General features: G+C 68.2%; 22 protein-coding genes and 1 pseudogene. 15 read left to right on the plus strand and 8 right to left on the minus strand.

Annotated features, from left to right (window positions below; all coding sequences use genetic code 11):
* Positions 1-559 (plus strand): annotated as a pseudogene (locus tag GRC12_RS06295) (ABC transporter permease); the annotation flags it as partial.
* Positions 560-707: 148 nt separating this feature from the next.
* The gene (locus GRC12_RS06300; RefSeq protein WP_208778072.1) at positions 708-1664 is read left to right on the plus strand and encodes an ABC transporter ATP-binding protein; all 957 of its coding nucleotides are present in this window, start codon (positions 708-710) and stop codon (positions 1662-1664) included.
* A 12-nt stretch (positions 1665-1676) separates the two neighbouring features.
* On the opposite strand, the gene GRC12_RS06305 is transcribed toward GRC12_RS06300, so the two are convergent.
* The 4 genes from GRC12_RS06305 to GRC12_RS06320 form a co-directional block, all read right to left on the minus strand.
* Positions 1677-2348: a hypothetical protein gene (locus tag GRC12_RS06305; RefSeq protein ID WP_208778073.1), complete on the minus strand. Its 672-nt coding sequence runs from the start codon at positions 2346-2348 to the stop codon at positions 1677-1679.
* Positions 2345-2752 carry an acyl-CoA thioesterase gene (locus tag GRC12_RS06310; RefSeq protein WP_208778074.1) on the minus strand — a complete coding sequence of 136 codons (408 nt, stop codon included), beginning with the start codon at positions 2750-2752 and terminating at the stop codon, positions 2345-2347. The genes GRC12_RS06305 and GRC12_RS06310 overlap by 4 nt, the downstream gene beginning before the upstream one ends.
* Positions 2753-2758: 6 nt before the next feature.
* The gene (gene ettA / locus GRC12_RS06315; protein ID WP_208778075.1) at positions 2759-4423 is read right to left on the minus strand and encodes an energy-dependent translational throttle protein EttA; all 1665 of its coding nucleotides are present in this window, start codon (positions 4421-4423) and stop codon (positions 2759-2761) included.
* 248 nt (positions 4424-4671) lie between these two features.
* Entirely contained in the window at positions 4672-5298 is a 627-nt protein-coding gene (locus GRC12_RS06320; protein ID WP_208778076.1) for a hypothetical protein, read from the minus strand.
* 270 nt (positions 5299-5568) lie between these two features.
* Here GRC12_RS06320 and GRC12_RS06325 point away from each other — a divergent pair, with 270 nt between their 5' ends.
* Positions 5569-6618 (plus strand): ParA family protein, encoded by a 1050-nt coding sequence (locus GRC12_RS06325; protein WP_208778077.1) that lies wholly within the window; start codon positions 5569-5571, stop codon positions 6616-6618.
* Positions 6619-7052: 434 nt separating this feature from the next.
* Here the strand turns inward: GRC12_RS06325 and GRC12_RS06330 are convergent, their stop codons facing one another.
* Positions 7053-7283, minus strand: a complete 231-nt coding sequence (locus GRC12_RS06330) for a hypothetical protein (RefSeq protein WP_208778078.1) — start codon at positions 7281-7283, stop codon at positions 7053-7055.
* 273 nt (positions 7284-7556) lie between these two features.
* Positions 7557-8024 (minus strand): NUDIX hydrolase, encoded by a 468-nt coding sequence (locus tag GRC12_RS06335; protein WP_208778079.1) that lies wholly within the window; start codon positions 8022-8024, stop codon positions 7557-7559.
* Positions 8025-8042: 18 nt separating this feature from the next.
* Between GRC12_RS06335 and GRC12_RS06340 the strand changes: the two genes are divergently transcribed.
* From GRC12_RS06340 to GRC12_RS06395, 12 genes are all read left to right on the plus strand, one after another.
* Positions 8043-8822 carry a GntR family transcriptional regulator gene (locus GRC12_RS06340; RefSeq protein ID WP_208778080.1) on the plus strand — a complete coding sequence of 260 codons (780 nt, stop codon included), beginning with the start codon at positions 8043-8045 and terminating at the stop codon, positions 8820-8822.
* Positions 8823-8961: 139 nt separating this feature from the next.
* Positions 8962-9318, plus strand: coding sequence for an SCO3933 family regulatory protein (locus GRC12_RS06345; protein ID WP_208778081.1), 357 nt, complete (start codon positions 8962-8964; stop codon positions 9316-9318).
* Between the two features lie 2 nt (positions 9319-9320).
* The gene (locus tag GRC12_RS06350; RefSeq protein ID WP_208778082.1) at positions 9321-10676 is read left to right on the plus strand and encodes an FtsK/SpoIIIE domain-containing protein; all 1356 of its coding nucleotides are present in this window, start codon (positions 9321-9323) and stop codon (positions 10674-10676) included.
* An 81-nt stretch (positions 10677-10757) separates the two neighbouring features.
* The gene (locus tag GRC12_RS06355; RefSeq protein WP_208778083.1) at positions 10758-10964 is read left to right on the plus strand and encodes a hypothetical protein; all 207 of its coding nucleotides are present in this window, start codon (positions 10758-10760) and stop codon (positions 10962-10964) included.
* Between the two features lie 2 nt (positions 10965-10966).
* Positions 10967-11620: a DUF2637 domain-containing protein gene (locus GRC12_RS06360; RefSeq protein WP_208778084.1), complete on the plus strand. Its 654-nt coding sequence runs from the start codon at positions 10967-10969 to the stop codon at positions 11618-11620.
* Between the two features lie 22 nt (positions 11621-11642).
* Positions 11643-11834 carry a mobile element transfer protein gene (locus tag GRC12_RS06365; protein WP_208778085.1) on the plus strand — a complete coding sequence of 64 codons (192 nt, stop codon included), beginning with the start codon at positions 11643-11645 and terminating at the stop codon, positions 11832-11834.
* Between the two features lie 9 nt (positions 11835-11843).
* A complete protein-coding gene (locus GRC12_RS06370; RefSeq protein WP_208778086.1) occupies positions 11844-11999 on the plus strand; it encodes a hypothetical protein in 156 nt (51 codons plus the stop codon).
* A 24-nt stretch (positions 12000-12023) separates the two neighbouring features.
* Complete coding sequence (locus GRC12_RS06375) at positions 12024-12341, plus strand: SpdD-like protein (RefSeq protein ID WP_208778087.1); 318 nt, start codon at positions 12024-12026, stop codon at positions 12339-12341.
* 89 nt (positions 12342-12430) lie between these two features.
* Positions 12431-12625 carry a hypothetical protein gene (locus GRC12_RS06380; RefSeq protein WP_208778088.1) on the plus strand — a complete coding sequence of 65 codons (195 nt, stop codon included), beginning with the start codon at positions 12431-12433 and terminating at the stop codon, positions 12623-12625.
* Positions 12618-13991 carry a replication initiator protein RepSA gene (repSA, locus tag GRC12_RS06385; RefSeq protein WP_208778089.1) on the plus strand — a complete coding sequence of 458 codons (1374 nt, stop codon included), beginning with the start codon at positions 12618-12620 and terminating at the stop codon, positions 13989-13991. The genes GRC12_RS06380 and repSA overlap by 8 nt, the downstream gene beginning before the upstream one ends.
* A gap of 2 nt (positions 13992-13993) precedes the next feature.
* Positions 13994-14194, plus strand: coding sequence for a helix-turn-helix transcriptional regulator (locus tag GRC12_RS06390; protein ID WP_208778090.1), 201 nt, complete (start codon positions 13994-13996; stop codon positions 14192-14194).
* Positions 14194-15456 (plus strand): tyrosine-type recombinase/integrase, encoded by a 1263-nt coding sequence (locus tag GRC12_RS06395; RefSeq protein WP_208778091.1) that lies wholly within the window; start codon positions 14194-14196, stop codon positions 15454-15456. Before GRC12_RS06390 ends, GRC12_RS06395 begins: the two co-directional genes overlap by 1 nt.
* A 267-nt stretch (positions 15457-15723) precedes the next feature.
* Here the strand turns inward: GRC12_RS06395 and GRC12_RS06400 are convergent, their stop codons facing one another.
* Together GRC12_RS06400 and GRC12_RS06405 are read right to left on the minus strand one after the other, a co-directional pair.
* Positions 15724-16020, minus strand: coding sequence for a zinc-ribbon domain-containing protein (locus GRC12_RS06400; RefSeq protein ID WP_208778092.1), 297 nt, complete (start codon positions 16018-16020; stop codon positions 15724-15726).
* Positions 16021-16067: 47 nt separating this feature from the next.
* A complete protein-coding gene (locus tag GRC12_RS06405) occupies positions 16068-16436 on the minus strand; it encodes a hypothetical protein (protein ID WP_208778093.1) in 369 nt (122 codons plus the stop codon).

The raw sequence follows: 16436 nt of genomic DNA on the forward strand, positions 1-16436 counted from the left end.
CCTCCTGACCGGCTCCCACCTCGACGTCCCCGCCCTGCGCCGGGCCGTCGGCACCTCGGCGCCGCTGCAACTGCGTTCCGCCGAACGCGCCCGCTACGCCGACTCCCCGCTCCAGTCCGGCGCGGAACACGTCTACACGGCGGCGGTGGCGGCGGGCGCGGGCTACGCCGTCCTGTCCCTCCTCCTCACGCTCCTGCGTACGTCCCCCGAACGCACGGCCCTGCTGGCGCGGTTGCGCACGATGGGCCTCCCCCGTTCCGCCGGCCGTCGTCTGCTCGTCCTGGAGTCCCTGCCGCAGGCGGGGCTGGCGGCGCTGGGCGGAACCCTGACGGGCTGGGCGACGATCCGGCTCCTGTCCCCGGGGCTGGACCTGACGACGGTGGCGGTGGCCGGCCACCAAGCCCCGGTCGGAGACGCGGCGTTGCGCACGGACGTCTTCTCCCTGGTCCTCCCGGCGGTCACGATCGTGCTGGTGACGGTGGGAGTGGCGGGAGTCCAGGCGTGGTGGACGGGGCGGCGCGGGACGGTCGGAGAGTTGCGGGCGGGGGATGCGCGATGAGTGGTGGCCTTCGGATGACGAGCGGTGGCCTTCGGACGGTGAGTGGTGGCCTTCGGATGACGAGCGGTGGCCTTCGGACGGCGAGTGGTGGCCTTCGGATGACGAGTGGTGCCCTTCGGATACCGACGCCGACAGCTGGGAGCGTGTGATGACAGGGACCGACCCCACCCTCGCCGATCTCGCGGCCCGCGCCCGGTCCGCCCGTGAGCAGCCCGTCTACGGCCAGGACGCGCTCATCACCTGCGACCGGCTGGTCCGCGTCTTCTCCACGGACGGCATCGAGGTCCAGGCGCTGCAAGGCCTCGACCTCCTCGTGCGGGAGGGCGAACTGATGGCGCTGGTGGGCGCGTCCGGCAGCGGCAAGTCCACCCTCATGAACATCCTCGCCGGCCTCGACACCCCCACGGCCGGAGCCGCCCGCGTCGCCGGGCAGGATCTCCTCACGATGACCGCGAAGGACCGCCTCACCTACCGCCGCAGCACCGTCGGCTTCGTCTGGCAGCAGACCTCCCGCAACCTCCTCCCCTACCTCACCGCGGCCCAGAACATCGCCCTCCCGATGCAGCTGGCCGGCCCGGGCAAGCGCCGTAAGCAGGCCGAACGCGCCCTCGAACTCCTGGAGTTGCTGGAGATCCCCGACTGCGCGGACCGCCGCCCGCACCAGCTCTCCGGCGGCCAGCAGCAACGCGTGGCGATCGCCGTGGCCCTCGCCAACGACCCCGCGGTCCTGCTCGCCGACGAACCCACCGGTGAACTCGACTCCCACACCGCCGAGCAGGTCTTCGCCGCGTTCCGCACCGCGAACGAGCGCCTCGGCACGACCATCGTGATCGTCACCCACGACCAGGCCGTGGCCGGGGAGGTCCGCCGCACGGTCGCCATCCGCGACGGCCGCACCTCCACGGAGGTCCTGCGCCGCAGCGAGGTCGACGAGACGACCGGCCACGAGACGGTGGTCGCCCGCGAGTACGCCATGCTGGACCGGGCCGGCCGCCTCCAGCTCCCGGCCGAGTACACACAGGCCCTGGGCATGCGCGACCGCGTGGCCCTCGAACTGGAACCGGACCACATCGCCGTATGGCCGGACGACAGCGACCGGAAGTGAGGCGGTGGACGGTCAGCGGACGCTGACGTCGAGCGCGCCGAGTCCCGCCCGCCGTACGGCGATCGACCCGTACGGGGTCCGCAGCCGCAGCCACGCCCCCGACGAGAACAACGCCGGCTCGGTGCCCCCGGCGCGCAGGAACCCCAGGGACTGGGCCGCGTGCACGGCCCGTACCGGAAGGTGGGTGTCTCCGGCCGTGCGGGACCATATCTCCCGCCCGATCCGGTCGAGTTCGGCCCGGTTACGCCGCTCGGGCGCCAACTCCTCGGTCCGGGACCGGAATTCGGCGACCGCGGCGGACACCATGGCCCGCAGCGCGTCCGGCGCCGGCAGTCCCGGCTCGGGCCGCCAGCCACCGCGCGGGGGCAGCACTCCCGCCCACGGCGGCCCGGTCACCGCGTCCGGGACGACGGCCGTGGCCGCCGACTCGTCCACGGATTCCAGGAGTTCACCCGCGGAGACGGTCACGTCCAGGGTGACGTCCAGCCCGTTCTCGTACGGCTTCGCGAGCCGCACCGCGCGGATCGCCAGCACCTCGAAGGACGGCGGCCGCCCGAAGACGGCCAGCGCGGTGCCGGCGGCCTGCAGACGGACAGCGGCCCCGCGGTCGTAGTGCAGCAGCCGGGAGAGGAAGGCCGCGAGGTCCGCGGCCTCCCCCTCGTCGGCGAGGTGGAGCACCGTCATGCGGCGACGGCCTCGTCGTCGTCCCGGTACTCGCTGAGGAACTCGCGCTCCTCGGCGGTGAGCCGGCGCGGCCGCTCGTGCTCGAAGTCGAACGGCACGACCACCGTCGAGGCGCGCACGTAGACCAGGTCGTCGTCCTTCACCTCGTAGGCGATGGTGAAGGACGCGGCCCGGATCTCCGTGACCCACAGCTCGATGTCCACCGGGTGGTGCCGGTGGACGAGCTGGCGCTTGTAGTCGATCTCATGGCGCGCCACCACGGACCCCTGCTTGAAGTCCTTCTCCGGCCGGAACAGGAAGTCGATACGGGCTTCCTCCAGGTACCGGATGAAGACGGCGTTGTTGACATGGCCGTAGGCGTCCATGTCCGACCAGCGCAGGGGGCAGCGGTAGATGTGGCGCAAGACCGATCAGCCCCGGGTCAGCTTCTTGTAGGTGGCACGGTGCGGACGCGCCGCGTCCGGGCCGAGCCGCTCGATCTTGTTCTTCTCGTACGACTCGAAGTTGCCCTCGAACCAGAACCACTTGGAGTCGCCCTCGTAGGCGAGGATGTGGGTCGCGACCCGGTCCAGGAACCACCGGTCGTGGGAGACGACCACGGCGCAGCCGGGGAACTCTAGCAGCGCGTTCTCCAGGGAGCTGAGCGTCTCGACGTCGAGGTCGTTGGTCGGCTCGTCGAGGAGCAGCAGGTTGCCGCCCTGCTTCAGGGTGAGCGCGAGGTTGAGCCGGTTGCGCTCACCGCCGGAGAGCACGCCGGCGGGCTTCTGCTGGTCGGGGCCCTTGAACCCGAAGGCGGACACGTAGGCCCGGCTGGGCATCTCGACCTGGCCCACGTTGATGTAGTCCAGCTCGTCCGACACGACGGCCCAGAGGGTCTTCTTCGGATCGATGTTCTCGCGGCTCTGGTCGACGTAGGAGATCTTGACGGTCTCGCCGACCTTGATGGTGCCGGAGTCCGGGGTCTCCAGACCCTGGATCATCTTGAAGAGGGTGGTCTTGCCGGCGCCGTTCGGACCGATGACGCCGACGATCCCGTTGCGCGGGAGCGTGAAGGAGAGATCCTCGATGAGGACCTTCTCGCCGAAGGCCTTGTTGAGGTTGTTGACCTCGACGACGATGCTGCCGAGCCGCGGGCCCGGCGGGATCTGGATCTCCTCGAAGTCCAGCTTCCGCATCTTCTCCGCCTCGGCGGCCATCTCCTCGTACCGGGCGAGACGCGCCTTGGACTTGGCCTGCCGCCCCTTGGCGTTGGACCGCACCCACTCGAGCTCTTCCTTGAGCCGCTTCGCGCGCTTGGCGTCCTTCTGCCCCTCGACCTTCAGACGGGTCTGCTTGGTCTCCAGGTACGTGGAGTAGTTGCCCTCGTACGGGTAGGCACGCCCGCGGTCGAGCTCGAGGATCCACTCGGCGACGTTGTCGAGGAAGTACCGGTCGTGGGTGATCGCGACGACGGTGCCCGCGTACTTGGCGAGGTGCTGCTCCAGCCAGTTCACCGACTCGGCGTCGAGGTGGTTGGTGGGCTCGTCGAGGAGCAGCAGGTCGGGGGCCTCGAGCAGCAGCTTGCACAGCGCCACACGCCGCTTCTCACCACCGGAGAGGGTGGTCACGGGCCAGTCCCCGGGAGGGCACCCGAGCGCGTCCATGGCCTGCTCCAGCTGGGCATCCAGATCCCACGCGTTGGCGTGGTCCAGCTCCTCCTGCAGCTTGCCCATCTCGTCGAGCAGGGCGTCGCTGTAGTCGGTGGCCATCAGCTCGGCGATCTCGTTGAACCGGTCGAGCTTGCCCTTGATCTCGGCGACACCCTCCTGGACGTTCTCCAGGACCGTCTTCTCCTCGTTCAGCGGGGGCTCCTGCAGCAGGATCCCGACGCTGTAACCGGGCGACAGGAAGGCATCACCGTTCGACGGCTGCTCCAAACCCGCCATGATCTTCAGAACCGTCGACTTACCGGCCCCGTTCGGACCGACGACACCGATCTTCGCTCCCGGCAGGAAGTTCAGGGTGACATCATCGAGGATCACCTTGTCGCCGTGCGCCTTGCGCGTCTTGCGCATGGTGTAAATGAACTCAGCCAAGAGAAACCGTCCGGCAGCTTGAAATCTGGCAGTGGGCAGATACACCCCATCTTGCCTGACCGCCACCCCTGGGGGGAAACGCGTATGGTCGGGCGGCTCTGACCTGGGGGTTCGTTGCTGGCGGCCGTGGCTCGACTGTCACTGTCGGTCGTCGTCGAGTGCCCTCGGGGGGCGTCGGACGGCCCAGGGACGGCCCAGGCAACAGCCGTCTCACGTCTGTGCACGGGCGGGCAGCGACAGCCCTGCGATCACTCCAGGGGTACGGGAGCGATCGGGAGCTGTTCGCTGTACGGCCACGTGAACGTGCGGTCGGGTTCGAGGTGAGCCTCTCCCCAGTAGATGACGTGGATACCCCCCTCCACGTCGGCCGTGAAGAACACGCATACGAGCTTGGTGGAGGCTCCGAGTTCCTCGAACGCCTCGTGCAGGTCGACGTACTCCTCCGTCGTGAGGTCGTCGTCGAGCTCGAACAGTCCCTCTGGCGACTGCGGTCCGTGCGCCCGGAACAGTCGCCGCCGCGTAGGGGAAGCATTGGAGGGCAGTCGGGCACGATCGAGCGCCCTCGGCCGGTCCGCGTATCTATAGGGGAAGAGGGCGTGCTCGTTGATCACCGCGTACTCGTATCCGCGTACGTCACGCACAGACTCACCGAGCTCTCGCGCCATGTCGGCCAGGTTCTCGCGCACAGCCTCCGCGAGAGTGACCCCGTACGGACTTCGCTTCTTCAGCCCAGCCGTGAGATGCGTGGCGTGAGCCTTCGCATGCGCCTTGGCCAGCTGTACAGGGACCAGTTCAGCGAGCCTGCCGGCCTGCTGCCCGAACCGCTCCACAGCCCAAGCCGAAGGCCTGCCCCGCCTGTCATCTGCTCCAGCCATGCAGCGCCCCTCCCCCGATCGTCCGCCTATCAACTGTGTGACAGGCGGAGGAAGCACCCACAAGGGAGCGATCTAGCCACACCAGGGCGTTGGGCCCATGCGTACGACGTCGCGCGGGCCTGCGGTGGGCAGCCCAGCCCGTCAACAGCCGCACACGAGTCCACAGACAGAATTCTGGTTTCACCGCGCTAGGACCGGCAACCAGGGCTACGATAACCGGACGAGCCGCGCCAAGACTCATAACCTGAGTCGCGAATTACGGGGGGACCCGTGGCAAAGATCATCGCCATGTTTAATAACAAGGGTGGCGTAAGCAAGACGACCACGTGCTTCAACCTTTCCTGGATGCTTGCTCAGCGGGGAAAGACTGTAATCATGGTCGACGCGGATCCACAGTGCAATCTCACAGGCATGGTTTTGGATCTCACTCAAGTCGACGCGCTCGACAAGTTCTACCTGGAGAACCCCAATCAGAACCTTCGCGACGCCCTTGACCCGGCTTTCCAGTCTCGCCCTCGCCCTCTCGTCCCGGTAGAGTGCGTACCGGTTTCCGGACGGGACGGATTGTTTCTCATTCCTGGACACGTTGGACTAGCTGAGGACGAAGTTTCTCTCGGCGTTGCCCAGCAACTCTCTGAATCAATCCAAGCACTCAAGAACCTGCCGGGTAGCTTCTCTCACCTATTTCAAATCACGGCAGAGAAATACAAGGCAGATTACGTAATCCTCGACTTGAGTCCGGGACTTGGCTCCATTAACCAAAACCTCGTATCCATTTCCGATTACTTCATCGTCCCGGCAAGCCCAGACGTATTTTCTGTCATGGCAATGGATTCCCTGGCTCGCGTATTGCCGAAATGGATTCGTTGGGCAGAACGTGCCGCAGAGTTGGATGCCCTAGCAAAGGCCGACTATGTATTCCCTCGTCCGAAGCTGAAGTTCCTGGGCACGATCGTGCAGCGGTATCGCCTCAAGAATGGGGCCCCCACAATCGCCTTCCAGGAATACTTCGACGCCCTGGACGGCGCCATCAAGGACACATTGGTCCCTGCCCTACGATCCAGCAACCTAATGTTCGACGACTCGCTCTACAGCGGCGTAGGGGAAGAGCCTCCTTACAGGCTGGCGTCAATTCCGGACTTCAATACACTGATTGCCAACTCGCAACAAAGTCGAAAGCCTGTCTTCGAGCTTACACAGCAAGACGTCGGGCGCGGCGGCAGCGTGTGGGAACTCACAGCTGTCAATATCCAGAAGTTCCGCGACACTTTCGACAGCTTGGCCAGTCGCGTGGAGTCGCTGACAGAGCAGGAAGCGTAATGGCAACTCGCCGCTTCCCTGAATTCGAGCGAGAGATAAAGCGTGCGCGTGACCTGGTAGGGATCGGACAGTCACTGTCATCGATCACGAATGGCCTCATAGGAGGCGAAGATCACTTTCGATCGGCCCTGGTGCATGCCGTAGCCGCTCTAGATTCATACGTCCACGGTGTGGTGCTTGACCGCGCTGTCGACATCTTGATGGGACGACTCAAAGTTGCCGCGTCGTCGAAAGTCGGCTTGAGCTTCGCGACTATCGGGCAGATTATGTCAGCAGGGCCATCCGGAAGTGCCGCTATCGAGCTGGCCGCTCGCACTTACGTGGCAGAGCGCCTCGGGCTTGAAACATACCAGCGCCCAGATGACATTGCGTCAGCCCTTTCAATGGTGGGGATTCCAAAGATCTGGTCGACAGCTTTCCCCAACGACGCCCACTCACAGAAGACCGCCTTGGGTGTGGTCGTAAGTCGGCGAAATCGAATAGTGCATCAATGCGACCTCGATCCACTGCCAGGGGGCACTACCACGCCAATCACGTCGACTGATGCGCTCGACGCCATAACCACGATTGAGCATATCGTTACGATGCTGGACCAGAACTGCTGACGAAAATCCGAGGTCGGTGGAGCGACTTTGGCCGGGAGCTGCTTTGGCGCGAGTGATCATGGCCCCGTAAGCTTCCGGCGCGTCGGGCAGTCTGTGGACCTGCCCGTTAAAGCACGACGTTGGGGCCATGATCTTCGAGGCTCGCGCCAAAGTGGCTGGCTAAAGTCGCGGAGCCGACCGCCCCAGCCACAGAGGGTGTCTCCCATCTCATGCCCGCAGCTCGCCAGCGCGCCGCCTTGGCGCGGCCAGCCGGGGCGAAGACAGAGGCAGGCCGCGCCGTCGAGGCGGCGCGCGCCCGCGCCGTGCGCGGGCCTTGATGAAGTAGGGAAAGTCTTATCCCGCTGAGATGAGGCGCTTGCCGTCGTGGCTCCGTACGTGCGGGCCGTTGCCGTCCAAGGCGTCCAAGAGCCTGATCGCGAAGACCTCGGCCATGCGCTCCGCGACCTCGTCAGGCGTGAGCCATGCGACGGCCGTCGACTCGCTCGATGTCCGCTCGATGCCGCCGGAGGGCTTACAGCGGAAGACCAGGGCCACGATGCCTCGGGTCGTGTTCTTGTAGACGCCGGTGAGCTCGTCCACCTCGACCTGGATGCCGGTCTCCTCCAAGACCTCGCGGGCAACACCCGCTTCGGGGGTCTCGTCGAGTTCGAGTACGCCGCCGGGGAGCTCCCAAGTGCCGTTGTCGGCGCGGCGGATCGCCAGGAGGCGGCCGTCATCGCGTACCACCACTCCGGCCACAGATACGGAGTGCAGCGGCATCGACGACCTTGCTTCCCGTGATGTACTCATGTACAGGAGCATAGGAGGCAGAGAAGGACTATGGGAACCGCAGTAGGAGGAGAGCGGTCCGTACCTCGGTACGTACAGATCGCCGAGGAGATCGTCCAGCAGATCCGGGCGGGCATCATCAAGCCTGGTGACATGGTGCCGAGCGAGTCGGAACTCGTCGAGCGCTACAACGTCTCCGGCGGCACGATCCGCAAGGCCATGGTCGAGGTGCGCGCGAGCGGACTCGTCGAGACCAGGCACGGCAAGGGCTCGATCGTGAAGGATCGGCCGCCGGTACGGCACCGCTCCTCCGATCGCTTCCGGCGCTCGCTTCGCCAGGGCGGCAAGGCCGCGTACCTCGCCGAGTCCGCACAGTCCGGCGCCACGGCCAAGGTGAGCGTCCTCTACATCGGCCCGATGGAGGCCCCGGAGGATGCTGCCCAGCGTTTGGGAGTCCCCGCCGGCACCCAGGTGCTCGCCCGGCGGCGGCTCTACTTCCGCAACGGCACACCCGTCGAGACCGCGACGTCGTACCTCCCGTGGGACGTCGTCAAGGAGATCCCGGAGCTGTTCGCCGAGAACCCCGGCGGCGGTGGCATCTACGCCCGACTCGAGGACCACGGACACGAGTTCGCGGAGTTCGTCGAGACGCTGCAGGCGCGTCCGGCCTCCAAGGCGGAGGCATCCGAGCTGGCGCTCAGCCCCGGTGCGCCGGTAGTTCACCTGATCCGTGAGGCCCGTACGACCGAGGGTCTCGTGGTCGAGGTCTGCGACACGCTCATGGCCGCTGACCAGTTCGTTTTCGAGTACCGGATCCCCGCCGCCGACTGACGCGCGCTCAACTCTCCGCAGCCCGTCGCGAGTTCTTCTTCGCGCCCGGTTGACTCATGTACAGGAGTCAGGCACTCTTCTTCATATCACTCATATACATGAGTGACGGAGTCCAGCATCTCTACAGGAGTGATCTGCTGTGCGTCAGATTCCCGTCGACACCTCCGCCGCGACCGTGATGGTCGCCAAGACCCCGCAGCCCAAGGTCAAGGACCGCCGTACCGGCGAAATCGCCACCGACGCCGAGACCGGCGCGAAGATGATGACCGTGGACGTGATGTTCGCGGCCAACGACGAGGTCGAGATCCTGTCCATCACCGTCCCGGAGCCGGGCATCTCCGGTGAGCTGGGCATGGGTACGCCGGTCGCGCTGACCGGTCTGATCGCCCGGCCGTGGGAGAACGAGTTCAACGGCCAGAAGCGGCACGGCATCGCCTTCCGCGCGGTTGCCGTGACCTCGCTCGCCGCTGCTGCATCGAAGCCCAAGGCGGCCTGACCATGACCTGGTTCATGGTCGCGCTGGTGCTGGTCGTCGCCGCTGCGGGTCTCCTGCGGTGGCGGCGCCCCGCCTGGTACTGGCTGACCTTCGGGGTCACCCTCGCCATGGCACGCGTCCTGGTCCGGTACGGCTCGGTCATGGACGCGTGCGGGCTGACCGTCCCGCCCTCGCGCTGGCGTCTCACTCTCGCTCGGGTCACCAACCGGCCCGTGCCGGAGTCCCGCCCGCCGCGCATCCTGCGGCTGCGGCCCACCCGCACCGGCCTGGTCCTGCGGCTCAAGCTCCGGCCCGGACAGGACGCCTTCGACATCGCCGCCGCCTCCGACCGGCTGCGCCACTCCTTCTCGATGTACGGCGTCACCTCGCGTGAACTCCGGTCCGGCGTCGTTGAGTTGAGGATGACCGGCTACGACGTCCTCAAGCGGGTGCAGATGCCCGCCAAGACCGACGCTGCGCCGATGCGGGTCCCTGTGGCCCTGCGCGAGGACGGCGCCGTCCACTACCGCGACTACCGGGCGATACCCCACGCGCTCACCCTCGGTGCCACCGAGTCCGGCAAGTCCGTCTATCAGCGCAACCTGGTCGCCGGGCTGGCTCCGATGGACGTCGCCCTCGTCGGTATCGACTGCAAGCAGGGCGTCGAACTCTTCCCGCTGGCCCGCCGGTTCTCCGCACTCGCCGACAACCCCGACACCGCTGCCGAGCTGCTCGACGCGCTCGTGACCCACATGGAGAGCGTCTACCAGCTCATCCGCGCCAAACAGCGCATCACCGCCGACGTCCCGGACGCGGACATCGCCGCCGACATCTGGGACCTGCCCGCCGACCTACGACCGACCCCGATCGTGGTCCTCGTCGACGAGGTCGCCGAACTAGCCCTGTTCGCCAACAAGGAGGAGGAGAAGCGCCGGGACCGGATCATCACCGCGCTCGCCCGCCTCGCCCAGCTCGGCCGTGCCTCCGGGATCTACCTGGAGATCTGCGGGCAACGCTTCGGCTCCGAACTCGGCAAAGGCATCACCATGCTCCGGGCCCAGCTCACCGGTCGCACCGCACACCGCGTCAACGACGAATCCAGCGCCAACATGGCCTTCGGCGACATCTCTCCGGACGCCGTCATCGCCGCCATCCAGATCCCCGCCGACATGCGCGGCGTCGCCATCGCGGGCGACTCGACGGGCGGCTGGCACCGCATCCGTGCTCCGCACACCTCGCTGCGGCAGGCCGTGAACACCTGCAACCGGCACGCCGACCGCACCCCCGACCTGCCCGCCCTGGCCCCCTTCCGGCCCGCGCTCCGCAGCCTCAAGCCGGTGGATGCCCCGGCTGTCGAGTCCATCCCGGCCTCTGTCTGATCTCTCCCGTTCCACGGTCGGCGCGCCCGTCTCGCGCCAGGTCCCTACCCGAGCCATGCCCGAAGAAGGAGATCACCCGCCATGTGCCCCTACTGCGAGGACTTCGCCCGCACCGTGGTGATGCTCGGCCAACTCGCTCTCTACGCCGACAGCTTCGCCGCAGACCTCGACTTCGTCGAGACCGTGGGCCCGTGCCTGGCCGCGTCGCTTCCGGAGCCGCCGCCCGGCCTGTTCCCGCCCGGCTACGACCCCAACGAGGGCCCGGAGTACCCCGGCGAGGGGTGGTGACCGTGTCCCGCTCGATCCGCCCGGACGCCGTGCTCGTACAGGCCGTGATCGCCGGAGCGCTGTCCTTCGCCCACCTGCACGACCTCGCCGCAGCGGCCGGACAGTCCGGCTGGAAGGCCTGGGCCTACCCGGTCTCGGTCGACCTCCTGCTGGTCGCCGCCTGGCGACGGCTTCGCTCCGACGGGCCGTCACGGCTGGCCTGGTGCTGGTTCCTCGTCGCCCTGGTCGCCTCGCTCGGCGCCAACGTCGCTACCGCCGGATTCCTCGACCTGGCCAACCCGCCCGCCCTGCTCCGCCTCGGCGTCGCCGGGTGGCCCGCCCTCGCCTTCCTCGGGGGCACGCTCCTCGCCCATTCGCCGACTCCGGCCGGGGACCGGGTGCCGGTTCCGCCGGCGCCCGCAGCCCCGGCCCCCGCGCCCGACATCGAACCCGAACCGATCCCGGATCCGGAGCCGGTCCCGGCCGCCGACGAGGCCCCGGCCCTTCCGGCCGCCGACCCTGCCCCGGCGGTCCCGGCCGCGCTGGTCGACCACGCCCGCAAGGTCGCCGACGACCACCAGACCCGCACCGGCTCCCCGATCGACACCGACACCCTGCGCGCTCGCCTCGGCGTCCCGCCCCACCTCGCCGACGCCATCGCCGCCCAACTCGCCTGATCAGAAGGGAGAACCACCCGCCATGCCCGCTCGCGACCACTTCCACTCGCTGATGCAGATCGGCCCCGTGCAGATCGGCACCCACCGCGACCGCAACGGCCAGACCAAGCATGCCGCCGTGTGCAGCGCCGATCGCTGCGGCTGGTCCGCCGACTACACCAGCCAGACCGCCGCCCAGCTCGCTGCCCGCACCCACCGCTGCCGCGTCCGCTAGGAGACCGCCATGGACGTCCCGCTCTGGTTCGCCCTCCTCGTCGTCGGCTACCTCGGCGTCAAGCTCATCCGCCCGCCCGCCTGGCTCATCGCCGTCCTGCTGCTCGGCGGCTTCCTCCTCGCCGACAGTGTCCTGGCCCCCGCCATAAACGCCCTCGTCAAGTAGCCCACTCCAGAAGGGAGTTCACCCATGCTCCGCCCGAAGATCCCGACCATGCCGACGCCGACCGGCCGCGTGACTCCGCCCGCCGTCGTCGAGCCGACCGCCGTCGCCCCGGCCGCCCAGACTCCGCCGCCCGCCCCGGCGGCTCCGGCGCCATCCCGACCAGTGGTTCAGCTCACGCCCGGCACCGTGGTAGCCCTCGTCGGCGGTGGCACCGCCGTGGTCCTGGTCGTCGGCGCCGTCCTCGTCTCGCTGCTGCTCGCCGTGGCGATCACCGGTGTCTCGGTCGCCGTCTGCGCCGTCGTCCTGCGCTCCCTGCTGGCCTCCGAGGCCAAGCGACGCTGACCGGCCCCCGGAGCGGCATCGGTCTGCCAACTTCGTCCGCTCCGGGCGCCGTCCCTACCCGATCCACTGAACCGGAAGGAACCTCCATCATGACCGGCCCCACCCCAGCCACGAGTACGACCGCCCGGATCTGCCCGAACTGCGACGGCTTCGCCTCCGCCGCCATCACTCTCGGCGGCCGCGACCGGCACGGCCACTTGCGCACCATCACGGCGCACTGCCCGGCCTGCAACGGTCTCGGCGTCACCCGCACCCGCCGCATGCGGGAGGGTGCCCGTGTCTGACGAGCTGCTCGACCCGATCACCCTCGGCGACCTGCTGAGGGTGGCTTCGGCCTCCGACTTCGACCGCTGGCAGGACCAGATCCGCCGTACCGGCGGCTGCGCCGACCCGATCCACCTGCGCGGCTGGGTCCTACACAAGGACAAGACGACCGGCGAGACCCTGCACCACTACTCCACCGAGAATGAACCCGGCGGGCGCCTCCGGGTCGCCTGTGGCAACCGCCGCGCCTCCCGCTGCCCGGCCTGCGCCTGGACGTACGCGGGCGACACCTACCACCTCATACGCGCGGGCCTGGCCGGAGACGACGACCGCGACATCCCCGGCACCGTCCGCGACCACCCCCGCGTCTTCGCGACCTTCACCGCCCCGTCTTTCGGCCCGGTCCACAACCGCCCCGACCGAGGCGTCTGCCGCTGCGGAACTCGCCACCCAGCCGACGCTCCCGACCTCGGCACGGCCCTCGACCCGACGACGTACGACTACGCGGGCGCCGTCCTCTTCAACAACCACGCAGGCGACCTCTGGCAGCGCTTCACCACCCGCCTGCGCCGCGAGATAGCCGTCCGCGCCGGACTCACACGCAGCGAACTCCCCGACCACGCCCGCGTCTCCTACGGCAAGGTCGCCGAGTTCCAGAAGCGCGGTGCCCTGCACTTCCATGCCGTGATCCGCCTCGACGGCCCGGACGGCCCCGACACTCCCCCACCCGTTTGGGCCACGACCGACCTCCTCACCGACGCCATCCGCGCCGCCGTCGCGCACTCCTACACCTCGGTCTCGGTCCCGGCCGCCGACGACCAACCCGCCCGCACCTTCCGCTGGGGCACACAGCTCGACGTACGCCCCGTTAAGGCCTTCGGTGACGGCTCCGACATCACCGAACAGGCCGTCGCCTCCTACGTCGCCAAGTACGCCACCAAAGCCGCCGAGAACACCGGCACCCTCGACCGCCGCATCGGCGAACTCTCCGAACTCGACCGCCACCAGGTCCCCGACCACACCCGCCGCCTGATCGAAGCGTGCAAGACCCTCGACCCGATCTACCCGGATCGTCGCCTCTGGGCCTGGGCTCACATGCTCGGCTTCCGGGGCCACTTCAGCTCCAAGTCCCGCCGCTACTCGACCACCCTCGGCGCCCTCCGCCGGGCCCGCGCCGACTATCGCGCCGCCCAAGAGCGTGACGTGCTCGGCCTGGACGACCGCGAGCCGGACACCGTCCTCGTGCTCGCCGACTGGCAATACGCCGGGCACGGCCACACCCCCGGCGAATCCGCCCTCGCCACCACCATCGCCCGCGACCTCCAACTCAACCGCGAAACCGCCCGTGAAGAGCTGCGCACGCTCGTCGACGAGAGGGAGGGGTGACCATGGCATCGGAGCTGCCGGACGGCTTCCTGACTCCTGACGACCTGGTCGTGATGTTCAAGCTCCCCAGCGTCGAGACGGTCTACCAATGGCGTCGCAAGCGCACCGGTCCCCGCGGCTTCCGCGTCGGCCGGCATCTCCGCTTCGACCCGGAGGACGTACGGGCCTGGGTGGACTCCCAGCGTGAGGGGGTAGCTGCCTGATGGCTGGACACATCCAAGACCGCTGGTACAAGACCGAGACCGGCCCGGACGGCAAGACCCGCAAGGTCAAGACCGATCGCCATGGCACGGGCCTGCGATACCGCGCCCGCTACGTCGCCCCGGACGGGACGGAGAAGTCAAAGGGCTTCCCCGACAAGCAAAAGCGGCTGGCCGACGCCTGGTTGACCAACATCGAAGCGGACATGGCGCGCGGGCAGTACATCGACCCGCGAGCGGCACGGATCACCTTCCGGGAGTACGCGGAAAAGTGGCTGGCCGCGCTCACGACTGAACTCACGAGCCGGGCCGCCGTGGAAGGCCGGTTGAGGCTTCACGCGCTTCCCTACCTCGGTACGCGCCCCGTGGGTTCCTTCCAGCCGGAGCACATCCGCGAGTGGAGCCGCCAGCTCGAAGGGGCCGTGTCGTCAGCCCAGTACCGACGCCTGATCTTCGACGCGGTCTCCTCGGTGCTCAACGCGGCCGTAGATGACCGCCTGCTGGCCTCGAACCCCTGCCGAGCCCGATCGGTCAAGGCACCCCGTCCCCTGCCGACACGCGTCCATCCGTGGTCCGCTGAGCAGGTGTTCGGCGTACGGGCCGGGCTGCCCGACCGCTACCAGGCCACGGTCGACGTCGGCGCCGGGTGCGGCCTGCGACAGGGTGAGATCTTCGGGCTGGCAGTCGACAACATCGGTGACCTTGGCTGGCTCTACGTCCGCCAACAGGTCAAGAAGGTTCGCGGAACGCTCGTCTTCGCCCCACCCAAGCGCGGCAAGCTCCGTGACGTCCCCCTCGATCCCGAGGTCTCGGCCGCGCTGGAGGAGCACATGAAGCTGTTCCCGCCTGTCGACGTCACCTTGCCGTGGCTCCGGCCGGACGGCCCGAAGGTCACGCACCGGTTGGTCTTCACGAACGGCGTCGACTCCGCCATCTGGAGCCAGGGGTTCAACGACCAGTCATGGAAGCCCGCGTTGGCCTCCGCCGGGATCATCCCCGTTCCCGAGAAGGGGCAGCGGTACGCACCAGCCCGCGAACACGGCATGCACGCCCTACGCCACTTCTACGCCTCGGTCCTCCTGGACGCCGGAGAGAGCATCAAGGCACTGAGCCTCTACCTCGGTCACAGCGATCCGGGGTTCACGCTCCGCGTCTACACGCACCTCATGCCGTCCAGCGAGACGCGCACCCGGAAAGCCATCTCCGCGATGTACCGGGCCGCCGGTCACGCTCACGACGGCCCAGAGACGGCCCAAGCCGCCTGACACGGCCCCTCATCGGTGGAAGAACCGCTGGTGAGGGGCTGTTTCATGCCCTGCGGCGGTAAGTAACACCCCATCTTGCCGTACCGCCACCCCTGGGCGGAAACGCGTATGGCCGGGAGGACCTGACCTGGGAGTTTTCGCGCCTTGGCAGGAGAGGCCGGGACCGTGACCGACGACGAGGCCAAAGGAGATCTCTGGCTCCAGGGGATCGCCCTCGAGGAGTGGCTGGTCGGCGGGTCCACGGGAGATCAGATCGCCCCCTCCCCGTCAGGCACCTGGGTGCTGGTACGGCTGCTGCGGCTGTCCGTACGCCGGCGCGCCGGGGGCGCCCGCGGCCTGGGCCTGGAGCTGCTCGGCCTGCTTCTTGCTCAGCTTCTGCTCCGCGCCGCAGAAGGTGCACTGCGTCGCGTACTTCGTCGAGATGGGAAACAGCGGCACGAAGAACAGCGTGAACTTCATGACGCGCTTCCTGAGCGTGTGGGCGGCCGGATTGCCGCACTGCCCGCACACCAGCGTCAGTATCGCGAGCTGGTACAGGTATCCCTTGGTGCCAAAGATGATCACGAGTTCGGGCCCTTCTCGGGTCGGTGCATGCTACGTCACTACGTCACTCAATCCTTGCGCGTCGCCCGTGCGGCCAGCAGGGCGGTCGCCACCACCACCCCGGCGGCCCCGGCGACCCCCGCGGAGCGGAACGCCCGGGAGGAACGCCACGACAGGACCGACCAGCGCGACTGGGCCGAGAGCACGGAACCCGTGCTCAGCCACGATCCCGCCGAGACCAGCGACAGCGCCGAACCGATCGAGCCGGCCGAGAGCGCGCTCCCGATGGAGCCCAAGGACAGGGCCGACCCGACGGACCCGATGGACAGGACCGAGCCGACCGAGCCGATCGACAGCACGGAGTCCTGCGACCACAGGGACAGCACGGAACCGGAGCAGGTGGACTGCTGCACGGGCGGTACGGATGACTTGGTCAT

Source organism: Streptomyces griseorubiginosus (assembly GCF_017614965.1).
In the GTDB taxonomy this organism is placed as follows: domain Bacteria; phylum Actinomycetota; class Actinomycetes; order Streptomycetales; family Streptomycetaceae; genus Streptomyces; species Streptomyces griseorubiginosus_B.

Coding starts and splice junctions, on each gene's coding strand:
- GRC12_RS06300 (WP_208778072.1), top strand. CDS start 708: ATGACAGGGACCGACCCCACCCTCGCCGATCTCGCGGCCCGCGCCCGG.
- GRC12_RS06305 (WP_208778073.1), bottom strand. CDS start 2,348: ATGACGGTGCTCCACCTCGCCGACGAGGGGGAGGCCGCGGACCTCGCG.
- GRC12_RS06320 (WP_208778076.1), bottom strand. CDS start 5,298: ATGGCTGGAGCAGATGACAGGCGGGGCAGGCCTTCGGCTTGGGCTGTG.
- GRC12_RS06330 (WP_208778078.1), bottom strand. CDS start 7,283: ATGATCACTCGCGCCAAAGCAGCTCCCGGCCAAAGTCGCTCCACCGAC.
- GRC12_RS06335 (WP_208778079.1), bottom strand. CDS start 8,024: ATGCTCCTGTACATGAGTACATCACGGGAAGCAAGGTCGTCGATGCCG.
- GRC12_RS06340 (WP_208778080.1), top strand. CDS start 8,043: ATGGGAACCGCAGTAGGAGGAGAGCGGTCCGTACCTCGGTACGTACAG.
- GRC12_RS06350 (WP_208778082.1), top strand. CDS start 9,321: ATGACCTGGTTCATGGTCGCGCTGGTGCTGGTCGTCGCCGCTGCGGGT.
- GRC12_RS06355 (WP_208778083.1), top strand. CDS start 10,758: ATGTGCCCCTACTGCGAGGACTTCGCCCGCACCGTGGTGATGCTCGGC.
- GRC12_RS06365 (WP_208778085.1), top strand. CDS start 11,643: ATGCCCGCTCGCGACCACTTCCACTCGCTGATGCAGATCGGCCCCGTG.
- GRC12_RS06370 (WP_208778086.1), top strand. CDS start 11,844: ATGGACGTCCCGCTCTGGTTCGCCCTCCTCGTCGTCGGCTACCTCGGC.
- GRC12_RS06375 (WP_208778087.1), top strand. CDS start 12,024: ATGCTCCGCCCGAAGATCCCGACCATGCCGACGCCGACCGGCCGCGTG.
- GRC12_RS06380 (WP_208778088.1), top strand. CDS start 12,431: ATGACCGGCCCCACCCCAGCCACGAGTACGACCGCCCGGATCTGCCCG.
- GRC12_RS06390 (WP_208778090.1), top strand. CDS start 13,994: ATGGCATCGGAGCTGCCGGACGGCTTCCTGACTCCTGACGACCTGGTC.
- GRC12_RS06395 (WP_208778091.1), top strand. CDS start 14,194: ATGGCTGGACACATCCAAGACCGCTGGTACAAGACCGAGACCGGCCCG.
- GRC12_RS06405 (WP_208778093.1), bottom strand. CDS start 16,436: ATGACCAAGTCATCCGTACCGCCCGTGCAGCAGTCCACCTGCTCCGGT.